16 protein-coding genes are annotated in these 24,182 nt (G+C 73.0%); 12 read left to right on the forward strand and 4 right to left on the reverse strand.

Features of this window, described 5'->3' with window-relative positions; genetic code table 11:
* Window positions 1-57: 57 nt before the first annotated feature.
* The 9 genes from dut to B5D66_RS15830 all read left to right on the forward strand — a co-directional run bounded on the left by dut (window position 58) and on the right by B5D66_RS15830 (window position 15,778).
* Window positions 58-546 carry a dUTP diphosphatase gene (gene dut / locus B5D66_RS15790; RefSeq protein WP_078762502.1) on the forward strand — a complete coding sequence of 163 codons (489 nt, stop codon included), beginning with the start codon at window positions 58-60 and terminating at the stop codon, window positions 544-546.
* Window positions 547-599: 53 nt separating this feature from the next.
* Window positions 600-1,463, forward strand: a complete 864-nt coding sequence (locus tag B5D66_RS15795) for a DUF3710 domain-containing protein (RefSeq protein WP_078762503.1) — start codon at window positions 600-602, stop codon at window positions 1,461-1,463.
* A gap of 84 nt (window positions 1,464-1,547) precedes the next feature.
* Window positions 1,548-2,279, forward strand: a complete 732-nt coding sequence (locus B5D66_RS15800) for a PIG-L deacetylase family protein (RefSeq protein WP_078762504.1) — start codon at window positions 1,548-1,550, stop codon at window positions 2,277-2,279.
* A gap of 542 nt (window positions 2,280-2,821) precedes the next feature.
* Window positions 2,822-11,314, forward strand: a complete 8,493-nt coding sequence (locus B5D66_RS15805; RefSeq protein ID WP_078762505.1) for a non-ribosomal peptide synthetase — start codon at window positions 2,822-2,824, stop codon at window positions 11,312-11,314.
* Entirely contained in the window at window positions 11,311-12,657 is a 1,347-nt protein-coding gene (locus B5D66_RS15810; RefSeq protein ID WP_200813661.1) for a cytochrome P450, read from the forward strand. The genes B5D66_RS15805 and B5D66_RS15810 overlap by 4 nt, the downstream gene beginning before the upstream one ends.
* A gap of 56 nt (window positions 12,658-12,713) precedes the next feature.
* Complete coding sequence (locus B5D66_RS15815; protein ID WP_144390162.1) at window positions 12,714-13,838, forward strand: tryptophan dimethylallyltransferase family protein; 1,125 nt, start codon at window positions 12,714-12,716, stop codon at window positions 13,836-13,838.
* 65 nt (window positions 13,839-13,903) lie between these two features.
* Window positions 13,904-14,656, forward strand: coding sequence for a glucose 1-dehydrogenase (locus tag B5D66_RS15820; protein ID WP_235001031.1), 753 nt, complete (start codon window positions 13,904-13,906; stop codon window positions 14,654-14,656).
* A complete protein-coding gene (gene idi / locus B5D66_RS15825) occupies window positions 14,653-15,201 on the forward strand; it encodes an isopentenyl-diphosphate Delta-isomerase (RefSeq protein WP_078762509.1) in 549 nt (182 codons plus the stop codon). Before B5D66_RS15820 ends, idi begins: the two co-directional genes overlap by 4 nt.
* A 58-nt stretch (window positions 15,202-15,259) precedes the next feature.
* A complete protein-coding gene (locus B5D66_RS15830) occupies window positions 15,260-15,778 on the forward strand; it encodes a GNAT family N-acetyltransferase (protein ID WP_078762510.1) in 519 nt (172 codons plus the stop codon).
* A gap of 10 nt (window positions 15,779-15,788) precedes the next feature.
* Here the strand turns inward: B5D66_RS15830 and B5D66_RS15835 are convergent, their stop codons facing one another.
* Window positions 15,789-16,883, reverse strand: coding sequence for a serpin family protein (locus B5D66_RS15835; RefSeq protein ID WP_078762511.1), 1,095 nt, complete (start codon window positions 16,881-16,883; stop codon window positions 15,789-15,791).
* 286 nt (window positions 16,884-17,169) lie between these two features.
* On the opposite strand from B5D66_RS15835, the gene B5D66_RS15840 reads away from it, so the two are divergent.
* The gene (locus tag B5D66_RS15840) at window positions 17,170-17,952 is read left to right on the forward strand and encodes a DUF3159 domain-containing protein (protein WP_078762512.1); all 783 of its coding nucleotides are present in this window, start codon (window positions 17,170-17,172) and stop codon (window positions 17,950-17,952) included.
* Window positions 17,953-17,998: 46 nt separating this feature from the next.
* On the opposite strand, the gene B5D66_RS15845 is transcribed toward B5D66_RS15840, so the two are convergent.
* Window positions 17,999-18,667, reverse strand: coding sequence for a potassium channel family protein (locus B5D66_RS15845; RefSeq protein ID WP_078762513.1), 669 nt, complete (start codon window positions 18,665-18,667; stop codon window positions 17,999-18,001).
* A complete protein-coding gene (locus B5D66_RS15850) occupies window positions 18,667-19,356 on the reverse strand; it encodes a potassium channel family protein (protein WP_078762514.1) in 690 nt (229 codons plus the stop codon). Before B5D66_RS15850 ends, B5D66_RS15845 begins: the two co-directional genes overlap by 1 nt.
* A 272-nt stretch (window positions 19,357-19,628) precedes the next feature.
* On the opposite strand from B5D66_RS15850, the gene B5D66_RS15855 reads away from it, so the two are divergent.
* Complete coding sequence (locus B5D66_RS15855) at window positions 19,629-20,888, forward strand: class I SAM-dependent RNA methyltransferase (protein ID WP_078762515.1); 1,260 nt, start codon at window positions 19,629-19,631, stop codon at window positions 20,886-20,888.
* Window positions 20,889-21,478: 590 nt separating this feature from the next.
* Here the strand turns inward: B5D66_RS15855 and B5D66_RS15860 are convergent.
* Window positions 21,479-21,988, reverse strand: coding sequence for a lytic polysaccharide monooxygenase auxiliary activity family 9 protein (locus tag B5D66_RS15860; protein ID WP_078762516.1), 510 nt, complete (start codon window positions 21,986-21,988; stop codon window positions 21,479-21,481).
* 958 nt (window positions 21,989-22,946) lie between these two features.
* Here B5D66_RS15860 and B5D66_RS15865 point away from each other — a divergent pair.
* Window positions 22,947-23,879 carry an LLM class F420-dependent oxidoreductase gene (locus B5D66_RS15865; RefSeq protein WP_078762517.1) on the forward strand — a complete coding sequence of 311 codons (933 nt, stop codon included), beginning with the start codon at window positions 22,947-22,949 and terminating at the stop codon, window positions 23,877-23,879.
* The last annotated feature ends 303 nt before the right edge of the window (window positions 23,880-24,182 follow it).

Raw genomic sequence — 24,182 nt, forward strand, 5'->3', positions numbered from 1 at the left:
GCGCGTCTGCCGTCCGAGCGACGGCTGGGCAGGCGACTCGCGATAGGCTCGCGCAGTGTGAGTAGCAATTCCCTCGACACCGGTCCGACGGAGGTCCTCATCCGCCGGATCGATCCCGATCTGCCGCTTCCCGGTTACGCCCATCCGGGAGACGCAGGCGCCGATCTCGTCACGGCCGAGGACGTCGAACTGGGACCGGGACAGCGCGCCACGGTGCGTACCGGCGTCGCCATCGCCCTACCGGACGGTTACGCGGCGTTCGTGCACCCCCGTTCGGGACTGGCCGCACGTCACGGCCTGACCGTCGTCAACGCCCCCGGAACCGTCGACTCCGGCTACCGCGGCGAGATCAAGGTGACGTTGCTCAACACCGACGCCGCGACACCACTGCGGCTGACACGCGGCGACCGGATCGCCCAGCTGGTCATCCAGCGGGTCGAACGGGCCGTGTTCAGGGAGGTCGAGGCGCTTCCGGAATCCGTTCGAGGCGCGAACGGGTTCGGATCCACCGGGGGACACGAGGCCGCGCGGCCGGTGGCCCCATGACGGCACCGCGTCCCGGCAGGACCGGGAGCGACGAATCGGGAGAGGTGTAGGGCGTGTTCGGACGCCGACGCAAGAAGAGCGGCCGCAGCGATGCCGCCGACACCGCCGAGGCGGTCCAGGCGCTCGAGCGCCACAGTCCGGTCAAGGAGCCGACCAAGCCCGACGACCGGTTCCGCGCTCAGGGGCCCTGGGACGTCTCGGAGAAGTTCCCCGAGGTCCAGCGAGTGGACCTGGGAGCCCTGCGGGTGCCGGTCGGCCCCGACATCGAGGTGCAGGTCAACGTCGCCAAGCAGCACAACAAGGTCATCGGCGTGACCATCGTCAACGGCAAGACCGCTTTGCAGATACAGCCCTTCGCCGCGCCCAAGTCCAGCGGGCTGTGGGAGGAGGTCCGGGACGAGATCCGGCAGGAGATCGCCCAGACCGGTGGCCGCGTCGAGGACTTCGAGGGCACCTTCGGACCCGAACTGCGCGCCGTGGTCCCGGTCCCCGGCAAGAAGAACGAGCAGGGCCATCAGCTCGGCCAGCCGGCCCGGTTCATCGGTGTGGACGGGCCCCGCTGGTTCCTGCGCGGGGTGATCCGTGGGGAGGGCGCGGTCAGGCCGGACGTCGCGGCCCGTATCGAGGAGATCTTCGCGGGCATCGTGGTGGTACGCGGGGACATGCCCGTCCCGCCCCGGGAACTGCTGGAACTGGCCCTGCCCCCGCAGGCCAAGCAGCGCGCGGCCCAGCCCCAGACGGCCCCACCCCAGGGGGCCCCGGCCCCGACGGTGGACGCGGGCCCCGCGCAGGCCCGGCCCGAGACGCCGGCCGAGGCGGGAGGCGGCCGCCACGCCGCCCCGGGCCAGCAGGGCGGTCGCCACGCCGCTGCGCAGGACGGCGAGCGGGACGAGGACGGCCCGGCCCAGCGGTCCTAGTTCCCCTCCGGCCCGGTCCGACGTCCAGGGGGCCGGGCCGGACGGGACGTGCGCGCACGGCCGTTGGAACCTACCCTTGCGGCCATGACGACCTCAGACGACATCCCGCCCCTGCCCGAGGACTGGCAGCGCGCGTTGGCCGTGGTGGCGCACCCCGACGACCTGGAGTTCGGCGCCTCCGCCGCGATCACCCGCTGGGTGGGGCAGGGCCGGCAGGTGGCGGAGCTCCTGGTGACGCGAGGCGAGGCGGGCATCGACACGATCGCCCCGCAGGAGTGCGGACCGCTGAGGACGGCGGAGCAGCTCGCCGCCGCCCGTGTGGTGGGGGTGGAGGAGGTCGCCTTCCTCGACTTCCCCGACGGTTCCCTGCAGTACGGGCTCGACCTGCGCCGCGAGCTGGCCCGCGCCATTCGCAGACACCGTCCCGAGGTGCTCATCTCGCTGAACTTCCGCGAGACCTTTCCGGGCAGCGCCGCGTTCAACCACGCCGATCACCGTGCCCTGGGGCCCGCCCTCCTGGACGCCGTCCGTGACGCGGCGAACCGTTGGATGTTCCCCGACCTGTCCGACGAGGGGCTGCGACCGTGGTCGGGCGTTCGCTTCGCGGCGTTCTCCGGCTCCCCTCGGGCGACCCATCACGTCCCCCTCAGCGAAGGGGAACTGGCCGCGGGGATCGCCTCGTTGGCCGCGCACCGCGCCTACCTCTCCGCGCTCGGGGGATTCGACCACGAGGCGTTCCTGACCGCCGAGGCGCGTTCGGCGGGCGAGTCCTGCGGGACGGGGCTGGCCACCCTGTTCGAGGTGATCCCCACCTGATGTTCGGGGATAGGGAACTGAGGTAAGTCGGTATTTCAAGCCGTCCCTATCCCTCTTGTGTGCTCGGGGGAGGGACAGGAATCCTCCGATTCGGGAAAACCCTTTCTACGGTTCAACGGCACCTCGGCGGACGGCCGGGGTGCCGTTCTCGTCCGTGGTACGCGGAGGAGCAACGAATTCATCTTTTCTCACCGTGGATGGTGACCTAGAAAATATCTTGTGACATGTCGGGTTTTGTGTTGCTCGCGGCATACTTGCGAACCTGGTTGGGCATTCCCGGCTCGGATTTTCCCTCTGTGGAGGGTGAGGGGGATCGTTTATCGTGATTTCCTGATGGGTAACTCGATTCGGGTGCCTGCTCCCCCTTGGGACATTTTTGAATTTGTTTCACTCTGATGTTGGGAGTGGGCCTAGTGTTCCACCGATCGACGGGATCGATCTTCGTGTGCAATTCATATGGACCGTGGTCTCCGCTCACCTCCGCCCAAAACGCCGTGCTGGAGTCATGGCGTGCTGCGCGCCACGCACCCCAGGTGTGCGCGGTGGGGGAGTACGTCGACATCCGCGGCCCGTTGGACCCGACCCTCTTCACCACGGCGTTCCGTAGGGCGGCCGAGGAGACCGACGCGCTCCGCCTGGGGTTCGCCGAGATCGACGGGGAGATCCGGCAACGCCTCACCACCTCCCCGACGCCCGCCTTCCGGCGGATCGACCTCACCCACCTCGCCGATCCCTGGGAAGAGGTCCACGGGCTCCTCGCGCGCGAGCGCCTTCTCCCACGGCTCCCCGCCGCCCCCCACGAGGTGTACGACCACGCCCTGGTCCGACTCGCCCCCGACCGTCTCCTGTGGGTCCACCACGCCCACCCCCTTGCCCTGGACCGGACGGGGCTCGCCGCGCTGCGCTCCCGCGTCGCCGCGTACTACACCGACCTCGCCGGCGGACCGCCGGCCGACGCCACCCGACCGTCCCGGTCCCCCGACACCGACCGGCCCATCGGGGCGCGTCCTCCCCGCGGACACAGCGGAGCCCTGCCGGCGGGCCTGCGGGACCGCCTGGGGACCTTCGCCGCCGACCCGGGGGCCGCCGTCCTCGACCCGTTCCTGGCCGCCGCGGCGCTCCACGGCCGAGACGGCCACGACGAGGCCGTGGTCGGCCTGGTCACCGGGGAACCCGACCAACGAGGGCGGGCCGCGCCCTCCCACGCGCGACGTCACGCCCTCCGACTCGCCGCCGACCCCCACGTGAGCGCGGCCGAGCTGCTGCGGGCCGCCTCCCTGCTGCGCCGCGACGCCGCGACGCGCCCGGTCGACCCGCCCCGCGACGGGGAGGAGACGGCGCGCAAGCCTCCCCGCGTGGTGGTCGAGACCGACGCCTCGGTCGTGTTCCTCGGCCCCCACCGAACCACCGTCCACACCCTCGACCCCGGCAACGGCGACCACACCGCGGTCATCGTGCGCGAGGACACCGTCGAACTCTTCATCGGCGCGGGGGCCGACCAGGCCGCGGACCCGACGCTCCAGCACCGCCGGCTCCTCGAGCTGGTCGCCCAGGTCCTCGCCACCCCCGAGACGGGCACCGCGCAGGCCCGCGCGACGGCTCCCGCGGAGCAGCCGGGAAGGCCGCCCGAGGCGACCGGCGCCCCCTCCTCGGAGCCCTGGGCCTGCCTACCCGACCTGTTCCTACGACAGGCGCGTCGAGACCCCGACCGCGTCGCCATCGTGGACGGCGACGAGCAGATGAGCTACGCCGAGCTCGACGCCCGGTCCAACCGCCTCGCGCACCGCCTGGTCCACCGCGGCTGTTCCCCCGGGGCCAGCGTCGGGCTCGCGCTTCCCCGATCGGCCGACCTCCTCGTGGCCACCCTCGCCGTACTCAAGGCCGGGGCCGCCTACGTTCCACTGGACCTGCGCTCCCCGGGGCCGCGACTGCGCCGGATCCTCCAGGAGACCGGCACGCGGATCGTCATCACCGAGCCCGGGACGCACGGACATGACGCCTTCGCCGGGATGGCCCTCCTCCCCGTCGGCCCCGACCCCGCCGGCGCGGACCCGGGCACGCCCCGAAGCGCTCTCCACCCCGACAGCCTCGCCTACGTCATGTACACCTCCGGGTCCACCGGAGCCCCCAAGGGGATCGCCATCTCGCATCGCGCGGTGGCGGCGCTCGCGGCCGACCGGCGATGGGACGGAGGCGCGCACGAACGGGTGCTCCTGCACTCCCCGCACGCCTTCGACGCCTCGACCTACGAGATCTGGGTCCCCCTGCTGAGGGGCGGCACCGTGGTCGTCGCGCCCCCGGGCGAGACCGATCCCGTCCGACTGCGCCGGCTCCTGCGCGCGGAGCGCATCGGCGCGCTGTTCGTCACCACCGCCCTGTTCTCCCTCGTCGCCGAGGAGCTGCCCGACTGCTTCGCCACGGTCCGGGAGGTGTGGACCGGGGGCGAGCGGATGCCGCCGAAGGCGGTCGAGCGGGTGCTCGACCACTGTCCACGACTCCACCTGGTCCACGTCTACGGTCCCACCGAGTCCACGACGTTCGCGACCTGTCACCCGGTCCCCCGGGCCGAGGTGGGCGATCCGGTGCCGATCGGCGGCCCCATGGACAACACCCGCTGCCACGTCCTCGACGACCAATTGCGCCCGGTCCCGCCCGGCGTCCCGGGAGAGCTCTACCTCGCCGGGATCGGTCTGGCGCGGGGGTACACGGGAGCCGCGGGCCTCACCGCCGAACGCTTCGTCGCCGAACCGTCCGGTCCCCCTGGATCGCGGATGTACCGCACCGGCGACATCGTGCGCTGGAGGGCGGACGGCGCCCTGGAGTTCCTGCACCGGGCCGACGGACAGGTGAAGATCCGGGGGTTTCGCATCGAGCCGGGCGAGGTCGAGAAGGCGCTGTGCGCCCATCCGGGGGTCAGCGCGGCCGCGGTCGTGGCGCGCGAGGAGCGGCCCGGCGAGCGCAGGCTCGTCGGCTACATCGTGCCCGCCGACCGCGACGAGGGGGCCGCCGACGGCGAGGGCGACCAGATCGGCGAGTGGAGGGGGATCTACGACCGGTTGTACACGGCCCCGGCCGAGACCCCCCTCGGGACCGACTTCACCGGCTGGAACAGCAGTTACGACGGCACCGCCATCCCCGAGGAACAGATGCGCGAATGGCGCGACGCCACGGTGGAGCGCATCCGGGCCCTGCGCCCGCGGCGCGTGCTGGAGATCGGGGTGGGGACCGGCCTGCTGATGGCGGGACTGGCCCCCCACTGCGAGTCGTACTGGGGGACCGACTTCTCCGCCCCCGCCATCGAGGGGCTGCGCCGCGGGATCGCCCGCGATCCCGCCCTCGCCCGGCGGGTCGAGTTGAGGGTGTGCGCGGCCGACGAGCTCGGCGGACTGCCGGCCGGCTTCTTCGACACCGTCGTCATCAACTCCGTCACCCAGTACTTTCCCAACAACGGGTACCTCACCCGGGTGCTGGCCGGGGCGGCCGGGCTGCTCGCCCCGGGCGGGGCGATCTTCGTGGGGGACGTGCGGGACCTGCGACTCGCCCGCCCCTTCCACACCGAGGTCGCGCTGCGCCGCGCGGCCCCCGGCGACGACGCGGCGGCCGTGCGCGCCACCATCGAGCGCGACAGCGCCGCCGAGCAGGAGCTCATGGTCTCCCCGGACTACTTCATGGCGCTGTGCTCCCACGTCCCCCGGCTGGCCGGGGCCGACATCCAGGTCAAGGGCGGCCGCCACCGCAACGAGATGACGCAGTACCGCTACGACGTCGTGTTACGCGCCGACCGGCCGACCACGCCGGAGGAGGACGTCGACGTCCGCACCCTCGTCTGGGGCAGGGACCTGGCCGGACTCGATGAGCTGGCCGGGCTGCTGGCCGCCCGTACCCACCGGCACGTCCGTCTGCTCGACGTGCCCAACGCGCGCGTCGCACCGGCCGCGCTGGCCTGGCGGGCGCTGAGCGAGGAGCGGGACGCCGACCTCGCCCGGCGGCGTCTGGACGAGGCCGGGCGAGGACTCCCCGAACCCGCGGAGCTCGAGGAGGTCGGGCGCCTTCTGGGGCTGCGGACGGCGCTGACCTGGGCCGCGGACGCCTCCGACGGAGCGCTCGACGCGCACTTCCTGGCCCTGGGAGCCGAGGAGCCCGTGCCCTGCGGGCTGTACCGTTCGCGGGGCACGGCCGACGCGCCCCTGCGCGCCCACACCAACAGCCCCCGTACCTCCCGCGAGGCCGGCGCCCTGGTCGCCTCGGTGCGCGACCTCCTCGGCGAGCGCCTTCCCGACTACATGGTGCCCCACCACATCGTCGTCGTGGACCGGCTTCCCCTGACGCGCAACGGCAAGCTCGACCGCGCGGCGCTACCGGCGCCGAAACCGGGGACGACCCTTGACGGGCGCGCCCCCCGGACCCCGACGGAGGAGCGGCTGTGCGCCCTCTACACCGAGGTGCTCGGAGTCTCCCCGGTCAGCATCGACGACGACTTCTTCGAGCTGGGGGGACACTCCCTGTCGGCGACACGGCTGGTCGCGAGGATCCGGGCCGGGCTGGAGGTCGAGGTCCCGTTGCGCGCCGTCTTCGAGACCCCGCGGGTCGTCGACCTCGTCGAACGCCTCGGCCGGACAGCGGCCCGGCCCGCCCTGACCCACCGGGCGCGCCCCGAGCGCGTCCCCCTGTCCCCGGGACAGGCGCGCCTGTGGTTCCTGCATCGGTTCTCGGGCGCGGACCCCCTCTACAACGTGCCGTTTCGGATCAGGCTCTCGGGACCGCTCGACCACGCCGCGCTGCACGCGGCACTGTGCGACCTGGTGGACCGGCACGAGAGCCTGCGCACGGTCTTCCCCGAGCACGAGGGCGTCCCCTACCAACTCGTGACCGAGGCACAGGTACGGCTGCCGGTCGTCGCCAGCACGCCGCAACGGGTCGAGGCGGACGCGCGTGCGGCGGCTCGGTGCGGGTTCGACATCGCCACGGAGATCCCGTTCCGGGCGGTCCTCTTCCGCCTCGCCGACGACGCGCACGTCCTCCTGATCGTCGTGCACCACATCGCCTGCGACGGGTGGTCGCTGGGCCCCCTGTGGCGCGACCTGGCCACCGCCTACCGCGAGCGCCTGGCGGGGCGGCGCCCCTTCGACCGCCCGCTGCCGGTCCAATACGCCGACTACACCCTGTGGCAGCGGGACCTCCTCGACGAAGGGAACCCCGAGGGGACGGCCGAGACGCAACTGCGCCACTGGCGGGAGGGCCTGGCCGGACTGCCCGACCGGATCGTGTTGCCCACCGACCGGCCCCGCCCTCCGCTCGCCCGGCACAGCGGCGCGACCGTCCGCTTCTCGGTGCCCGCCGCCCTGCACGACCGGCTCGTCTCGGTGGCGCAGGAGCACGGGGCCACCGTGTTCATGGCGCTGCACGCCGGCCTGGCCGCCCTGCTGTGCCGGCTGGGCGGTGGAAGCGACATCCCCGTCGGTAGTCCCATCGCCGGGCGCACCGACCCCGCCCTGGACGACCTCGTGGGGTTCTTCGTCAACACCCTGGTGATCCGGACCGACACCTCGGGCGACCCGTCGTTCGCCGAACTCCTGGGCCGGGTCCGCGAGGTCGTCCTCGCCGCGCACGAACACCAGGACCTGCCCTTCGAGCGACTGGTCGAGGAGCTCAGGCCGGCGCGCTCCCTCGCCCACCACCCGCTCTTCCAGGTCATGCTGGCCCTCCAGAACGCGCCCGGATCGGATTTCCGGCTGGCCGGCCTCACCGCCGAGGCCGACCTGATGGACATCGGGACCTCCCGGTTCGATCTGGTTCTCAGCCTCACCGAACGCTTTGCGGACGACGGGACCCCACAGGGGATGGACGGGATCGCGGAGTTCGACACCGACCTGTTCGATCCCGGGAGCGTCGATGCGCTGGTGCGGCGGCTGCTCCGGCTGCTCGACCGCGTCACCGCGCGGCCCGGTCTGCGGATCGGAGAGGTCGACCTCCTCGAGGGGACGGAACACCGTCGGCTGCTGCGGGAGTGGAACGACAGCGGAGGACGGACCGCCCCCGCGACCTTCCCCGAGCTGTTCCAGCGCCAGGTCACCGCGGCTCCCGAGGCCACCGCGCTGGTCCACGGGGAGGACACGTGGTCCTACCGGGCCCTCAACGCCCGGGCCAACCGGTTCGCCCGCGCCCTCATCCGATACGGCGCCGGCCCCGAGACCCACGTCGCCGTCGTCCTGCCCCGCTCGGCCGAGCTGGTCACGGTCCTGGTCGCCATCATGAAAGCCGGCGCGGCCTATCTCCCCTTCGAGGCCGCGCAGCCCGCCCGGCGTCTTGAGGCGATGCTCGCCGAGGCCCGGCCGGCGCTGGTCATCGGCACGGCCGACACCCTCGCGGAGCTGCCCGGAGACTCACCCGTTCTCCCCCTCGACCGCCTTGAGGCCGAGGCCGCCCTCCTCGCCGACAACGACGTGACCGACGGGGAACGGGGCACGCCCCTGCTGCCCGACCACCCCGCCTACCTGATCTACACCTCGGGCTCCACCGGACGGCCCAAGGGGGTCGTGGTCACCCACAGCGGGTTCTCGGGGATGGCCGACATCCAACGCGAACGTTTCGGGGTGACCCGTGACAGCCGCGTCCTCCAGTTCGCGCCGATCTCCTTCGACGGCGCCGTGTGGGAGATCTTCGGGACGCTGGCCGTGGGGGCGACCCTCGTCACCGCGCCGGCCGACCAGGTCATGCCGGGTCCCGACCTGGTCCGGCTGCTGCGCGCGCGGGGGATCACCCACCTCACCCTGCCCCCCACGGCCCTGGCCGTCATGGAGCCCGCCGACCTCGACGGCGTCTCCTCCCTGATCGTCTCGGGCGAGGCGTCCTCGGGAGCGCTCGTCGCCGCCTGGTCGCCGGGGCGGCGGATGCTCAACGGCTACGGCCCCACCGAGACCACGGTGTGCGCCACGCTGAGCGACCCCCTGGCCGGCGCGGCGCCGCCCCCCATCGGCCGTCCCGCGATCGGCGCCCGCTGTTACGTGCTCGACGACCGGCTGCGGCCGGTTCCCCCCGGTTCCCCCGGAGAGCTCTACGTCGCCGGGGCCGGGCTGGCCCGGGGTTACCTCGGCGATCCGGGGCGAAGCGCCGCCAGGTTCGTCGCCGACCCGTTCGGCGTTCCGGGGGAGCGGATGTACCGCACGGGCGACCTCGCCCGCTGGACCCGCGGGGGAGTCCTGGAGTTCCTGGGACGCCGCGACGAGCAGGTGAAGATCCGCGGTTTCCGGATCGAGCCCGGCGAGGTCGCGGCGGCGCTCGAACGGCATCCGTCGGTCGGGCGCGCGGCCGTGGTCGCGCGCGAGGACCGGCCGGGGGACCGGCGGCTGGTGGCCTACGTCGTCTCCACGGGGGAGCCCGTCGACGCCGCCGAGGTGCGTCGGCACGCCGCCGACCTGCTTCCCGCCCACCTCGTGCCCTCGGTGGTCGTCCCGATCGCGGCACTGCCGACCCTGCCCAGCGGAAAGGTCGACCGGGCCGCGCTCCCCGCCCCCGTCGCGGTCACGGTGTCGCGAGGACGCCGGCCGAGCAGCCCGCTCGAGCACACCCTGTGCGGACTCTTCGAGGAACTCCTCGGCGTGCCCGGGATCACGGTGGACGACGGCTTCTTCGACCTGGGCGGGCACTCCCTGCTCGTCCCGCGTCTCCTGCGGGGCGTCCGTGACCGCACCGGCGCCGACCTGAGCGTGGCGCAGTTGTTCGAGACGCCGACCGTCGCGGGGCTCGCCCACGAGATCGGCGGTGGCCGGGGCGGGCGGGCGAGGCCGTCCGAGCCCGATCCCGCCGCCGACACCGTTCTCGACCCGCTTGTCAAGGTCCCCGCGGACGGGATCGACCTCGCGCGCAACGCCGCTCCCCGCCACGTCCTGCTCACCGGGGCCACCGGGTTCCTCGGCGCAGCGCTGCTCGACCAGCTGCTCCGCCACACCGACGCCACCGTGCACTGCCTGGTCCGCGCCCTCGACCGGGACGCCGGCCTGGCCCGGATCCGCGACAACCTCCACCGGCACGGAGTGGAACTGGACCCCGCGCGTGCCGCGCGCGTGGTGGCCGTCCCCGGGGACCTCGCGCGGCCCCGGCTGGGCCTGTCCGAGGAACGGTTCCACGCCCTGGCCGAGCTGCTGGACGCCGTGTACCACAACGGGGCCGGGGTGAGCGCGGTCGAACCCTACTCCCGGTTGCGGGCCGGCAACGTGCTCGGCACCCACGAGGTCATCCGGCTGGCGACGCGGGTTCGGGCCGTCCCGGTGCACTTCGTGTCGACCGCGGCGGTCGCGGTGTCCAGCGACGACGGGGACGGCCCCTTCCTCGAAGGGCAGCGGGCCCCCTCCGCCTCCCTCCTGCCCAGCGGTTACGTGGCCACCAAGTGGGCGGCCGAGGGGCTGGTGCGCGCGGCGGGAGAACGCGGGCTGCCCGTCACCATCCACCGTCCCGGCCGGATCAGCGGGTACTCCAGGACCGGCGTGGGGGGTTCGGGGGACACGCTGTGGCAACTCGTCCGGGCCATGCTGCTGCTCGGCGCGGTTCCGCGCAGCGCCGAACACGACGCGGCCATGGTCGACATGGTTCCCGTCGACCACGTCGCCGGGGCCATCGTCCATCTCGCGCGGCGGCCCGAGGCCATGGGACGTGTGCACCACCTGACCTGTCCCAGGCCGATCCCCTTCCCCCGGCTGCTCGCCCTGTTCCGCGACAGGGGCTACGTCCTGGCCCCGCTCGCCGACGAGGAGTGGGCCGAGCTGCTGCTGCGCCGGGCCGAGGACCCCGACACGGGCACCGGCCTGGCGGCCGCCGCGCTCCTCGTCGAGGCCCTTCCCGGCATCGTCAGGCTCGGCGCGCTGCGGTTCGACCGGCGCAACACCCTGCGGGGACTGGCGGAGGCCGGATGGGACCTCTCCGGAGCCGAGCCCGTGCTGCTCGAACGCTACATCGACCACCTCGTCCGCAGCGGTGTCTTCCCCGCGCCGGCGCGAACCCCCCAACAACCCCCGACAAGCGAAAGGGCCGAGGTGTGAACAACCTCTTCGCGGACCCCGAAGGAAGCTACGTGCTCCTCGTCAACGGCGACGGGCGCCGCTCGGCCTGGCCGGCCTCCGCGCCGCTCCCGCCCGGCTGGCGGTCGTCCGACGAGAGCGACGCCCTCCCCGAGCGGGGCTGTCCGGCAGCAGGACCCCCCGACCCGGTTCCCTACCCCTTCCGGGACTACCACCGGCTCGACGTGGACCCCGTCTACGCCGAGCTCCGCGCCGACCGCCCGGTCCTGCGGATCCGGCCTCCCTACGGGGACGACGCCTGGCTCGTCACCCGCTACGACGACGTCAAGACCGTCCTCGGCGATCCCCGGTTCAGCCGGGCGCTGACGGCCCACAACGACGAGTCGCGGCTCACCCCCCGGCCCGTCAACACCAGTATCCTGGGAACCGACCCGCCCGACCACACGCGGCTGCGCCGGCTGCTCGCGCGGGCCTTCACCGCGCGGCGGGCCGAACTGCTCCGCCCGGGCGTGCGCGCGTTCACCGCCACCCTCATCGACGAGATGACGAAGCGGGGCGCGCCGGCGGACCTGGTCGAGGACTTCGCGCTCCCCCTGACCGCCCTGGTCATCTGCGAACTCCTCGGCGTGCCTTATGCGGACCGGCCCGCCTTCCGCGTCTGGTTGGACGCCTTCTCCAGCACCACGGCGCTGTCCGTCGAGCAGATCAACTCCCGGACCGAGGCGCTGTACGCCTACATCGACGGTCTCGTCGCCCAGCGCCGGAGCGACCCGGCCGGCGACCTGATCAGCGCGCTGGTCGACGCGCACGACGAGACCGCGGGCATCACCGGCCAAGAACTCGTCGAGCTCGTCAGCGTCCTGTTGATCGCCGGCTATGAGACGACCTCGGCGCAGCTGGCCAACTCCGTCCTCGTCCTGTTCACCCACCCCCACGCCCACGAGGCGCTGCGCGCCGATCCCGGCCTCCTGCCCGGCGCCGTGGAGGAGCTGATCCGCTTCGTCCCCCTCGACGCCCACGTGGCCTTCGGCCGCTACGCCCGCGAGGACGTCGAGCTGAGCGGGGTCCGCATCCGCGCGGGCGAGGCCGTGCTGCCCGTGCTGCCCTCGGCCAACCGCGACCCCTCGACGTTCCCCCGGCCTGACGAACTCGACCTGTGCCGTGGCCGCAACCCCCATCTGGGGTTCGGCTACGGGATCCACCGCTGTATCGGCGCGCCGTTGGCGAAGGTCGTGTTGGAGGAGGGGCTGGGCGGGCTCCTGGCCCGTTTCCCCGGGCTGTCCCCGGCGGTGCCGCCCGAGGAGATGGTCTTCAAGGAGGGGGTCCAGGTCCGGATCCTCCAGACCCTCCCCGTGACATGGTGAGCCCGCGCGGATCCGAACGGGGCCCTCGGGAGACGGCGGACACGTCCACGGGCGTGATGGCCGGCGACCCCTTCGTCGACAACGGGACGGTCTCCTCCCAGCGCCCGTTGCGGGCCGTCCCCGGCCGGTACCCGCCGGGAGCCACCCACCTCGACGCCGCCGTCGACACCCTGGTCCGCTGTCACGCGGCCCTGGGCCGGGCGCCGTCCGAGGCCGAGGCGGCGGTCTGCCTGCTTCGGCGGCTGTGGGGCCGTTGGGGGAACACCCCGGTCGAGCGGCCCGGCTGGCGCAGCTACGTGGCGGTCGACGGTTCCCCCTTCGAGCTGTCCGCCGCCTGGAACGGTGACGGGCCGGCGGAGGTGCGCGTCACCGTCGAGGCGACGGCCGACCCGCCGACGCCCGAGGGGAACCAGGAGGCCGGCTGGGAGTACCTGCGGGGACTCTCCCGGCACCCGGGGGCCGCCACCGCGCGCGTCCTCGCGCTGGAGGACCTCTTCCGGCCCCAGACCCCGCACGACCGGTGCTGGATCATGCACGGCATGGCCAGCCGGCCGGGCGCCGATCCCCTGTTCAAGGTCTACCTCGATCCCGACGCCCGGGGGGCGGCCGAGGCGCCGTCCGTCCTCGACGAGGCGATGGACCGGCTCGGTGTCCGGGCCGCCTGGCAGGGACTACGGGGTTGGCTGGACGAACACGGTGGTTCGGGCCGTATCGGTTCGCTCGCCCTCGATCTCGCCGACACCGACGACGCGCGTGTGAAGGTCTACGTTCAGCACGCCGGCCTGGACTGGGCGGACATCGACCGACAGGCGGCGGTGGCCCGGGGGCACGTGCCCGGAGCCTTCTCGGCCGCGCTGGAGGAGATCACCGGCACGGAGGTTCCTCCCCACAAACCTCCCGTCACCTGCTTCGCCTTCCACCGTGGCGTGGGGGTGCCGACGGCCGCGACTCTCTACATCCCGATGCCGGCGGGGGTTCCCGAGTCCGATGCCCGCCGAAGAAGCGCCGCGTTCATGCGGCGGTCGGGCCTGGATTCCGCCGCCTACCTCGCCTTTCTCGCCGCTGCCACGGGGGACGGCGAAGGTGTGCGGGCGCTTCAGAACTTCGTGGCCTACCGGCCCGCCGCCCCTGGGGGACGGCCCCGGTTCGCCTGCTACGTCGCCCCGGGGCTTTACCGCTGACGGTCCCGGGCCGGCCCTGTCCGACAGCCCTGGACGGAAAGGGACACATGTCTTATCACGAACAAGTGCCGCAAAGGGCATCTGGTGCGCTGAAGGGAAGAATCGCGGTCGTCACCGGAGCATCGCGGGGGATCGGGCGGGCCATCGCCCTGCGGCTGGCGCGTGACGGCGCCGCGGTGGTGGCCGGATACCACCAGGACAAGGCGGGGGCGGACGCGGCCGTCGCCGAGATCGAGGCCGCGGGTGGGCGCGCCCAGGCGGTCCGGGTCGACCTGGCCGACCTCGCCGACATCGAGCGGCTGTTCGACGTCGCGGTCGCGCGGTTCGGCGCCGTCGACATCCTGGTCAACAACGCTGGAACGGTCACCGCCGGCCCTATCGCCGCCGTCACCGAGGCCGAATACGACCGGGTGATGGCGGTCAACACCAAGGGGGTCCTCTTCGCCCTCCGCCAGGCCGGACTGCGGCTGCGCGACGGGGGACGTGTCATCAACGTCTCCTCGCTCAACACCGTCATGCCCGAGGCCGAAGCCGCCGTCTACACCGGTAGCAAGGCGGCGGTGGAGGGATTCACCCGCGTCGCGGCCAGGGAGTTCGCCGAGCGGGGCATCACCGTCAACACCGTCTCTCCCGGTCCGGTTCAGACCGATCTTTTGAAGGGAAACCCACCCGACGTGCTCGAACAGATCGCCGCGGACACCCCGCTCGGCCGGCTCGGCCGCCCCAGCGACATCGCCGATGTCGTGGCCTTCCTCGCCGGTCCGGACGCCCGTTGGCTCACCGGCCAGAACCTGCGCGCCACGGGAGGACTCGCGTGAGGGGCACCGAAGAGGTCGAATCGGTGGTGCTGGTCGACGACGAGGGACGGCCCACCGGCGTCGCGCCCAAGGCCACCGTGCACACCACCGACACACCACTGCACCTGGCCTTCTCCTGCTACATCCTGGGACGGCAGGGAAGGGTGCTGGTGACCCGCAGAGCGCTCGCCAAGCGGACGTGGCCGGGGGTGTGGACCAATTCCTGCTGTGGCCATCCAGGGCCGGGTGAACCGACGCCCGCGGCCGTACGCCGGCGCGTCCGCGAGGAGCTCTCCCTGGAGCTGAGCGACCTCGCCGAGGTCCTGCCCGACTTCCGCTACCGGGCGACCGCGGCCGATGGCACCGTCGAGAACGAGATCTGTCCCGTCTACCTGGCGCGCACCGACACCGACCCGGTTCCCGCCGTGGCCGAGGTGGCCGAGTGGCGGTGGGTGGACTGGAGCGAGCTGGTCACCCTGGCCGAAACCGCCCCGTGGGCGGTGAGCCCGTGGGCCGCGTTGCAGATCCCGTTGCTGGCCCGGGCGGGCGTGGTCGGGGAGCCGTGACCGGGCTTACCGGGGCGGCCCGGAACCGGCCACGTCCGTGGTGGGACACAATGATCGGATGCTGATCCGACGCGAACGTCCCGCCGACATCGACGCCATCCGGGCCGTCACCACCGCGGCCTTCAACCGTCCCGGTCTCGACGGCGAACCCGTCGAGACCGGCCTGCTGGAGGAGCTGCGGGCCGACCCCGGTTGGTTGCCCGGACTGTCGTTCGTCGCCCAGGCGGACACGGGCGAGGTGGTCGGCCACGTCGTGTGCACTCGAGGCCAGGTCGGTCCGGTGCCCGCGCTGGGGCTGGGGCCGTTGAGCGTCGTCCCCGGCCACCAGCGCGCGGGGGTGGGGTCGGCGCTCATGCACGCGGTGCTCGGCGCCGCCGACGCGCTCGACGAGCCGCTCGTCGCGCTGCTGGGGGAGCCCGCCTACTACGGCAGGTTCGGGTTCCGGCCGGCCCGCGAGGAGGGGGTCATCGCGCCCGATCCGGCGTGGGGCGACTACTTCCAGGTGCGCCTGCTCACCGCCCACACGCCGCGGGCGCGGGGCGCGTTCGGCTACGCCGAGCCGTTCACGCGGTTGTGAACCGGCCCGCTCACTTCGCCGGCCCCGGGTCGAGCGGGTCGGTCACCCGGCCCAGGAACAGCACCGTCGCGCCGCGGCGCAGCGCGAAGACGAACGGCCGGTCCACGGTGAAGGTCACCGGCCGGCGGGGGGTGAAGGAGGCCAGCCGCATCACCACGGCGGTCGCCGCCGCGCCCTCGGCGCCCTTCTCGTCCACGCGCAGCCGTGCCTGGTGGACGACCGCGTCGATGCGCAGGGGCTGCGCCGAGACGCCCCCGAAGTCGGCGCGGTCGCTGAACATGGTCGGTGCTCCGGCCTCGGCCAGGGCGGTCGCCAGGTCGGCGCGCCAGGTCAGTTCGAAGCGCGGCAGCGACAGGTCGACCTCGACCCGGGAAGAGGCGCGGTAGAGCGCGCGGAGGGTGGCGGCCGAGGGGGGCGCGGGCGCCGGGGAGTCCTGTTCGGGCAGTAGCACGTCCAACGCGAGGTCGTGGTCGGCGGTGAGGGTCACCATGTGCCAGCCGTGGGTCCTGGCGTAGGGGAGGGTCGTACTGCGCCGCATCATGGCGACCTCGCGGGGGCCGCGCGGGGAGGCGAAGCGCCGCGGCGCGGTCTGCCCGGGATCGAAGGGCTCCCGCCAGCGCAGCCGGACCCACAGCGCGTTGACCAGAAGGGCCCGGGTGGCGGGGGAGACCGTCCCGGGGGCGAGGAGCTCGGAGATGAGGCCGCGGGTGACCTTGGCGACCTCGGCGTTGGCGGCGCGCCTGGCGCCCTCGGCGTCGTGGGCGAAATCGGCCGGGTGCACCGCGGCCCCGGGGCGGGAGCGTAGTTCCGCTTCGAACGCCGGCTCGATCGGGAGCCGCCGGTCCACCCACAGGGCCGTGGCCGTGGCGAGGTCGGAGTCGGCTTCCGCCGCGCGGTCGAGTTCGGCCAGGTGGCCGGCCAGGTCCTCACCGAGGAGTCCGACCAGTTCCGCGCGCGTGTCACCGCGTGCCCCCAGGGCGAGCAGACCCAGCGCCGAGCCGACGGAGTGGGGCGACCACACCAGGCCCGCCTCGCCCGGGGAGGAGAGGGCGGCGTCCAGGCGGGTCGCGAAGGCGAGGTGGTCGGGGCGCGGGGCGTTGGGCATCGCGGAGTTCTCCTCGGTGTGCTCGGCCGGTCCGTGCGGTCGCCTCGCCGCCAGCCTACGCATCCGTCGCCATGAGGACCATCCCGTGCTCCGACGAAGTAAGAGGAGAGGGCGGGCATAAGGCGATGAGGTGGGCATAGTGGTCAGAAAAGACCGCATGACCTCCGACTTCGTGGGGGGAGATCGCCCTGTCCCGAAGCCGATTCGCCTACGCTGGACGTCATAGGGCCATCATCGGACGCGCCATCCGCACCACGGCGCGTCGCCGAAATCCAGCGGGAGCAGCATGACCGACCAACACCGGACCGCCCAGACCAGTGACGCGACCGGAAGGACGGCTCCGTCCCGCGAAGGACGCGACGACGCCGGGCAGGACGAGGGAACGGACGGGCAGGCTCCCGCCCCGGTCGGTCAGCACACGGTCGAGGCGGTCGTCAGGGCCCAGTTGGCCAAGGCCCTCGGAGGCGTGCGCGGCATGCTCGAAGCCGCCGTGCCCACCGTCGCCTTCACGGTGACCTACCTGGTCGCCAAGGACCTCTACCTCGCGCTCGGGCTGGGGATCGGGGCGGCCGTGGTCCTGGCCCTCGTCCGGATCGTGCAGCGTTCCTCGGTCCAGTTCGTGTTCAACAGCCTGCTGGGCATCACCATCGCCGCGGTGTTCGCGCTGCGCAGCGGACAGGCCGAGGACGCCTTCCTGCCGGGCATCATCTACAACGCCGGCTACGCGGTCGTGCTCACGCTGACGATCCTGTTCCGCTGGCCCGCCATCGGTCTGATGATCGGCGCCGTCACCGGCGACCCCGTGGGCTGGCGCGACAACCCCGCCATCCTGCGGTTGAGCTCCCGGCTGACCTGGTTGCTCGTCCTGCCGTGCGTGGTCCGGGTGGTCGTGCAGTACCCGCTGTGGGCGTCGGGGATGGTCGCCTGGCTCGGCGCGGCCAAGGTCGTCATGGGGTGGCCCATCCAGGTCGCGGCGCTGGCGGCGATGGTGTGGCTGCTGGCCCGGGGCAACACCCCCATGGAGGAGCCCAAGGAGCGCGAGGACGAGGGCGGCGGGGCCGCCACCTGACCCGTTCCGCCCGGCACCGCCTCGATCGGTGCCGGGCAAAACGGGATCACTCCGGCGACAGCACCGCACCGAGCTCTTCGGAGGTCTGCGAACCGCTCAGGAAGACCAGGTCGTCCCCCGCCTCCAGCACCGTCTCGGGGCGGGGAGCGCGCACGTGCCCGTTGCGGACCACCGCCACCAGCACGGCGTTCTCGGGGAGGTTCCCCTCCAGTTCCCGTACCGGCCGGCCCGCGTGCGGCGCGCCATCGGGCAGGGTGAACTCCACCAGGTCGGTGTCGGGCAGGGTCATGAGCGAGACCGCCTCGCCGGCGACGTTCACGCCGGTGGCGTCCTCGACGAGCGCGGCCATCATCCGAGGCGGCGAGACGGCGACGTCCACGCCCCACGACGAGGTGAAGAGCCATTCGTTGGCCGGGTCGTTGATCCGCGCGACCACCCGGCCGACCCCGAACTCGCTCTTGGCCAGCAGCGAGACCACGAGGTTGACCTTGTCGTCGCCGGTGGCGGCGACCACCACGTCGAACTCCTCCAGGCGCGCGTCCTCAAGGGAACTCAGCTCGCAGGCGTCGGCGAGGAGCCATTCCGCCCGGTCGAGCGCGTCGACCCTGATCGCCCGCGTCTGCCTGTCGATGAGCAGCACCTCGTGGCCGTTGTCGAGCAGTTCGGCGGCGATGGAGCGTCCCACCCCGCCGGCTCCGGCGATCGCGATCCGCATCAGCGCCCTCCGTCCGTCGTCACGTCCGTCCCGCCGCGCAGCCGTTCCCGAACCCGGTCCAGGTCCTCGGCGCGAGCGAGCAGGTGCACGACGTCACCGGCCCGCAGCGTCGAGTCCGCGCGGGGCAGCTGGACCTCGTCACCGCGTCCCAGGTAGGCGACCCGCGCCGACAGGGCCGTCTCGAGTTCCTCGACCCGTCGGTCGGCCCACCCGGAGGGCAGCGGAGCCTCGGTGAGCACCAGCTCACCGGACGGGTCGCGCCACAGCGGTTCGGCCGCGGGACCCGTTCCCTGCGGCAGCAGCCGGCGCAGGATCGTCTCGGCCGTCCAGCGCACGGTGCCCACGGTGGGGATGCCCAGCCGCTGGTACACCTCGGCACGCCGCGGGTCATAGATCCGGGCGACGACCTCGCCGACCCCGAACGTCTCGCGCGCCACGCGCGCCGCGATGATGTTGGAGTTGTCGCCGCTGCTGACGGCGGCGAACGCCGAAGCGCGCTCGATGCCGGCCTGGATCAGGACGGCACGGTCATGGCCGAGCCCGGTGACGGCCGCCTTGGCCGTGCTCGAACGCAGCCGCCGAAACGCGGCCGGGTCGCGGTCGATCACGGCGACGGTGTGCCCCAGGTCCTCCACGGTGTGGGCGAGGGTCGACCCCACCCGTCCGCACCCCAATATGACGATGTGCACTGGTCACCCGCTCCCGAACCGTCCGACCCGCGTTGCGGGGCCGCGCCCGTTGGGATCGGCGCCGCCCCCGTCCGGGAGGATACGGTGATTCCGCCGCAGGCGCAGGTCGGGGAGGGAAAGGAACGGTCCCGGCCGGCCCCGTGGCCTGCGCCCCGGCGCGCGGGCGGGTCTGCGTTGTCTGGGTCTCGACTAGAGTTACCGCAGATGGGCGGTGGCTGACGGAGGGTCACCCGAGCGTTGCCCAGCAGTCCCGTCCACCGGAGGTCACCATCATGAGCCGTGTCGGAACCCGTCTTGAATTGCGCGTCGACGGAGTCGCGCACGGCGGGTGGTGCGTCGGCCGCCACGACGAACAGGTCGTCTTCGTCCGCCACGCCCTCCCCGGTGAGCGCGTCCGTGTCCTGGTCACCGAGGAGACCAAGCGCTTCCTGCGCGCCGACGCGGTCGAGGTCCTGGAGGCCTCGCCCGACCGCGTTACCCCGCCGTGCCGGTTCGCGGGTCCGGGCAAGTGCGGTGGCTGCGACTGGCAGCACGCCTCCCTGGAGGCGCAGCGGGCCATCAAGGGGCGTGTCGTCGCCGAGCAGCTGCGCCGTATCGCCGGGATCGAACGCGATGTCGTCGTCGAGGAGCTGCCGGGCACCCCCGACGGGTTGGGCTGGCGGACCCGGGTCCGTTTCGCGGTCGCCGCCGACGGCACGGCCGGACTGCGCCGGCACCGCTCCCACGAGCTGCAGGTCATCGACCAGTGCCCGATCGCCCACCCCGAGGTGAACCGGCTCGGTGTCACCGAGCTGAAGTGGGACGGGGTCTCCGAGGTCGAGGCGGTCGCCTCGGGGTCCACCGCCGACAGCGCGGTCATCGTGACCCCGCGCGGGGCGCGCCTGCCGCAGCTGCCCCAGCCCAAGGCCTCCTCGGCGCTGCTGCGCCGTTTCAAGGGGGGACGCACCCAGCCGATCAAGGGGCGCCGGGGGATCCGTGAGAACGTGGCCGGCCGCGAGTGGCGGGTCAGCGCGGGCGGTTTCTGGCAGGTCCACCCGGCCGCCGCCGAGGTGCTCACCGAGGCGGTGCTGGCCGCGCTGGAGCCCAAGTCGGGCGAGACCGCACTGGACCTGTACTGCGGGGCCGGGCTGTTCGCCGGGGCGCTCGCCGACGCGGTCGGCCCCGAGGGCCGTGTCCTCGGTGTCGAGGGACAGCCCGACGCGGTGCGCGACGCCCAGCACAACCTGCGCCACCAGCCCCAGGCCAGGGTGGACCGTGGCGACGTCGCCTCGCGGTTGCGCGAGTGGGCCGATCTGCGGGCCGACATCGCGGTGCTGGACCCGCCGCGGGCGGGCGCGGGCAGCGCGGTCGTGGAGTCGCTGGCGGCCCTGCGGCTGCGCCGTGTCGCCTATGTCTCCTGTGATCCGGCGACCCTGGCCCGTGACATCGCCACGTTCGCCGAGCGCGGCTACCGTCTGGAGAACCTGCGCGCCTTCGACGCCTTCCCGATGACCCACCACGTGGAGTGCCTGGCGGTGCTGGTCAGGAGTTAGGACCCGCGGCCCTCGGGCGCCGGATGCGTCGCCGGCCCCCCAAGGGATCACCCTGGTCGGTCCAGCGCGCCGTGCGCGTCCCAGGTGGGGGAGTACCGCGCCATGGTGCAGGTCTCGTGGTCGGGCAGTACAGCGCTCCGACCTGCGCGGGCCGTGACGCGCAGGCGTACCGGCCGTCGCGAGCCGTCCACGTCGGGGTCGGGCCGGCTTGGTCCCGGCGCAGGTCCGTGGTTCGGTTTCTGCTGCCCGTTCCGCGCGTCGGCGATGACGCGGCGTGGTGTGCCTGGTGGTGCCGGGCAGGGCGTCTTCGTCTCCCGAGTCGTCCGCGCGGCGCGGGGCACCGCGCGTCCAGGCGGGGCGGACCGCGGCCCGGGGGCCTACCTCCGTCGGAGGGGAACGGCGGGGAGGCCGGGGCGCCCCACCGGCTCGGGACCCTATCGATGCCGCCGGCACGGCGACGACCGGTGTGGACCTCGTCCGTGTCGGCGCTCTCCAGGGGCGCGGCCGCGCCCGGAAGGGACGCGGCTGCTCGCCGGTGTCGGGCGTGGGCGCCGCCGTCGGGATCGGCGCCCACGCTCCGGTGTGGTGGGTCAGCTGACGTTGATGTCGATGCAGGAGTAGAAGGCGTTGGCGGTGTCGGCGATGTTCCAGACGGCGAGGAGCTTCTGCTTGCCGCTGTAGCCGTTGAGGTTGATGGTGTGGTTGACGGTGGAGCCGGGGCGGGCGCCGCCGTCGTTGAACACGGCGACGCGGGTGGAGCCGATGTAGTACTCCCACGTGCTGGTGGCGTGGCTGACGGTCAGGTGCCAGGTGAGGTTGAGGGAACGGCCGACCGGGGTGACCCGCCAGCCCTTGTTGTCGTCGTCGAGCTCGGCGAAGCGGCTGTTGCCGCCGCTGCAGCTGCGCAGCCCCTTGGGGCCCTCGACGCTCTGGGGCTCCCACTGGATCTGGCCGCAGGAGACGACCCGGGCGGCGCACTGGGCCTGCCGGCTGGCGGGGGAGGAGACGTAGCCGTGGGCGTGGGCGGTGCTGGCGGGCAGCAGGGCGAAGACGAACGGGGCGATCGCGGCGGCGGAGAGCAGTTTGCGCTTCAACGACATCGCGGATCCTTTCTCGGGAATCGCGCCCTCCGGTTCCCGGCGACGCGGGAACCGGAGGGCGTGGTGCGCGGGAAAACGGGGCGGGGACGGGCACGGGTTCCGAGGGGGAACGTTCCGCGGAAAGTCGCTCGGGTATCGGCCCTTCGGTCGATACGACCGCGGTGGCGGAGCCGGGTGGCGCGCACACCCGCTCGGCCCTGTTGATCGCGGGAACGGGTCGGGAACGGTTCCGTGGTGTGGACGGCGTCGTCCGTGAATCGCCGGTGCCACAGGGCGGGGCCAGCGGAATCCATGTCCGTTAATCTGGTCTAGACCGTAATTCGGTGTTCTCCCGTGGTCAAGAGGGGATTCCCCGCAAAGGCGTGCCGAAGGCGGCGAGAAAAAGATCGTCGCCTTTCCTGGGATGGTTTGCGGAGCGCGGCGAATGCCCTTTCGGGGAATTGGTACGGTCGCTGAGCTGGACCCCGCCGGAAAAGGCGGTGGGCTTCTCGGGTGTTCGGTCGAATCGCGATCGGTGAAAAGCGTTGTGCAATGCACAAACCGTAAGAACATTCTGACCTGCGGGTCAGGCGCGCCCCGTCCGTCCCCTGGCCCGCTCCCGCCGGTGCCGAAGTGGCCGCTGGCCGCTTCCGGTACCCGCGGTGACGTCGGCCGCGCGGGACGGCGGCGCCCATAGGGAAGGGGCGAGGGCGGTCCGATCTCCCGGCGCGCCGCCCCGGTCCGATGGCCAGGCGCGCGCCGTGGGAGGAGGCCGACGTCCGGGCCACGCGGTCCGCTGCCGGCAGGCCGGAACCGGGCGAAGACCCGGCGCCCTCACGCGGGAAGCGGGATCCGCGTCCGGCGCCGGCGCGCTCGGCGAGGGGAGGAGGGGCCAAGGGCGTCAAAAATCGGTCTCCGGTGGAACACGCCCCGGGACGGCGATTTCCGTCCGCCGCGCTCTCGGTAGGACAATGCGGGCATGCGTTTGAGGATCTTCACCGAACCGCAGCAGGGCGCCACCTACGACACCCTGCTGACGGTCGCCAAGGCTGCCGAGGACCTTGACTACGAGGCCTTTTTCCGTTCGGACCACTATTTGAAGATGGGAAGCGTCGACGGGCTGCCCGGCCCCACCGACGCCTGGATCACCCTCGCGGGGCTGGCCCGTGAGACGTCCCGGATCCGTCTGGGCACGCTCATGACCGCGGCGACCTTCCGTCACCCGGGGCCGCTGGCGATCAGTGTCGCCCAGGTGGACCAGATGAGCGGTGGGCGCGTGGAGTTCGGCTTCGGGGCCGGATGGTACGAGGAGGAGCACGCCGCTTACGGCATCCCCTTCCCCGCGTCGGCGCGTGAGCGGTTCGACCGCTACGAGGAGCAGCTCGACATCATCACCGGCCTGTGGGCCACGCCCGAGGGCGAGACGTTCAGCTACGAGGGCAAGCACTACCGGCTGGGAGAGGGGCCGGCGCTGCCCAAGCCGCAGCAGTCGCCGCGTCCGCCGGTGCTCATCGGGGGGACGGGGCTCAAGCGGACGCCCCGCCTGGCCGCCACGCACGCCGACGAGTACAACGTGCCGTTCAACTCCGTGGACGACACCTCCGCCGCCTTCGAGCGGACCCGCGCCGCGGTGCGCGCGGCCGGGCGCACCGCGCCCATGGTCTACTCGGCGGCCCAGGTCGTGTGCTGTGGGCGCACCGAGGCCGAGGTGGCCCGGCGGGCCGCGGCGATCGGCCGTGACGTCGACGAGCTGCGGCGAAACGGGCTGACCGGCAGCCCCGCCGAGATCGTCGAGAAGATCGGGCGCTTCGCCGAGATCGGTGCCGAGCGGATGTACCTCCAGGTTCTGGACCTCTCCGATCTGGACCACCTGGAGCTCATCGCCTCGCAGGTCGCGCCGCAGCTCGACTGAGCGGGTCCGGGCGGGGCGGCGCCGTCGAGGGAAGGCGGTGCCGCCCCGGCGGGCGGCGGTAACTTGATGTCGAGATACATGTCCGATACCTTGATATCGAGATAAATGAGAGCGAATCACTGAGCACGTGAGGTTGACCGCGATCGCGTGCCGCCGCTGCGATGATGAGGCCGGGCCGCTCGGCCGCGTTGACGGAGGGCCAAGGCCGTCGCCGCAGGTCGAAGGCTCACAGGGGCGCGGCGCGAGCGGATCCGCCTCCCGTGCGGGGCGATCTCGTTAGGGCAGCCTCAGTGATTTCCCGGT

This window comes from Marinactinospora thermotolerans DSM 45154 (assembly GCF_900167435.1).
Taxonomy (GTDB): domain Bacteria; phylum Actinomycetota; class Actinomycetes; order Streptosporangiales; family Streptosporangiaceae; genus Marinactinospora; species Marinactinospora thermotolerans.

Excerpts from the sequence above, each read along its gene's own strand:
- B5D66_RS15830 (WP_078762510.1), top strand. The coding sequence starts at position 15,260 with ATGCTGATCCGACGCGAACGTCCCGCCGACATCGACGCCATCCGGGCC.
- B5D66_RS15845 (WP_078762513.1), bottom strand. The coding sequence starts at position 18,667 with ATGCGGATCGCGATCGCCGGAGCCGGCGGGGTGGGACGCTCCATCGCC.
- B5D66_RS15800 (WP_078762504.1), top strand. The coding sequence starts at position 1,548 with ATGACGACCTCAGACGACATCCCGCCCCTGCCCGAGGACTGGCAGCGC.
- B5D66_RS15835 (WP_078762511.1), bottom strand. The coding sequence starts at position 16,883 with ATGCCCAACGCCCCGCGCCCCGACCACCTCGCCTTCGCGACCCGCCTG.
- B5D66_RS15840 (WP_078762512.1), top strand. The coding sequence starts at position 17,170 with ATGACCGACCAACACCGGACCGCCCAGACCAGTGACGCGACCGGAAGG.
- B5D66_RS15860 (WP_078762516.1), bottom strand. The coding sequence starts at position 21,988 with ATGTCGTTGAAGCGCAAACTGCTCTCCGCCGCCGCGATCGCCCCGTTC.
- B5D66_RS15815 (WP_144390162.1), top strand. The coding sequence starts at position 12,714 with ATGGCCGGCGACCCCTTCGTCGACAACGGGACGGTCTCCTCCCAGCGC.
- B5D66_RS15855 (WP_078762515.1), top strand. The coding sequence starts at position 19,629 with ATGAGCCGTGTCGGAACCCGTCTTGAATTGCGCGTCGACGGAGTCGCG.
- B5D66_RS15865 (WP_078762517.1), top strand. The coding sequence starts at position 22,947 with ATGCGTTTGAGGATCTTCACCGAACCGCAGCAGGGCGCCACCTACGAC.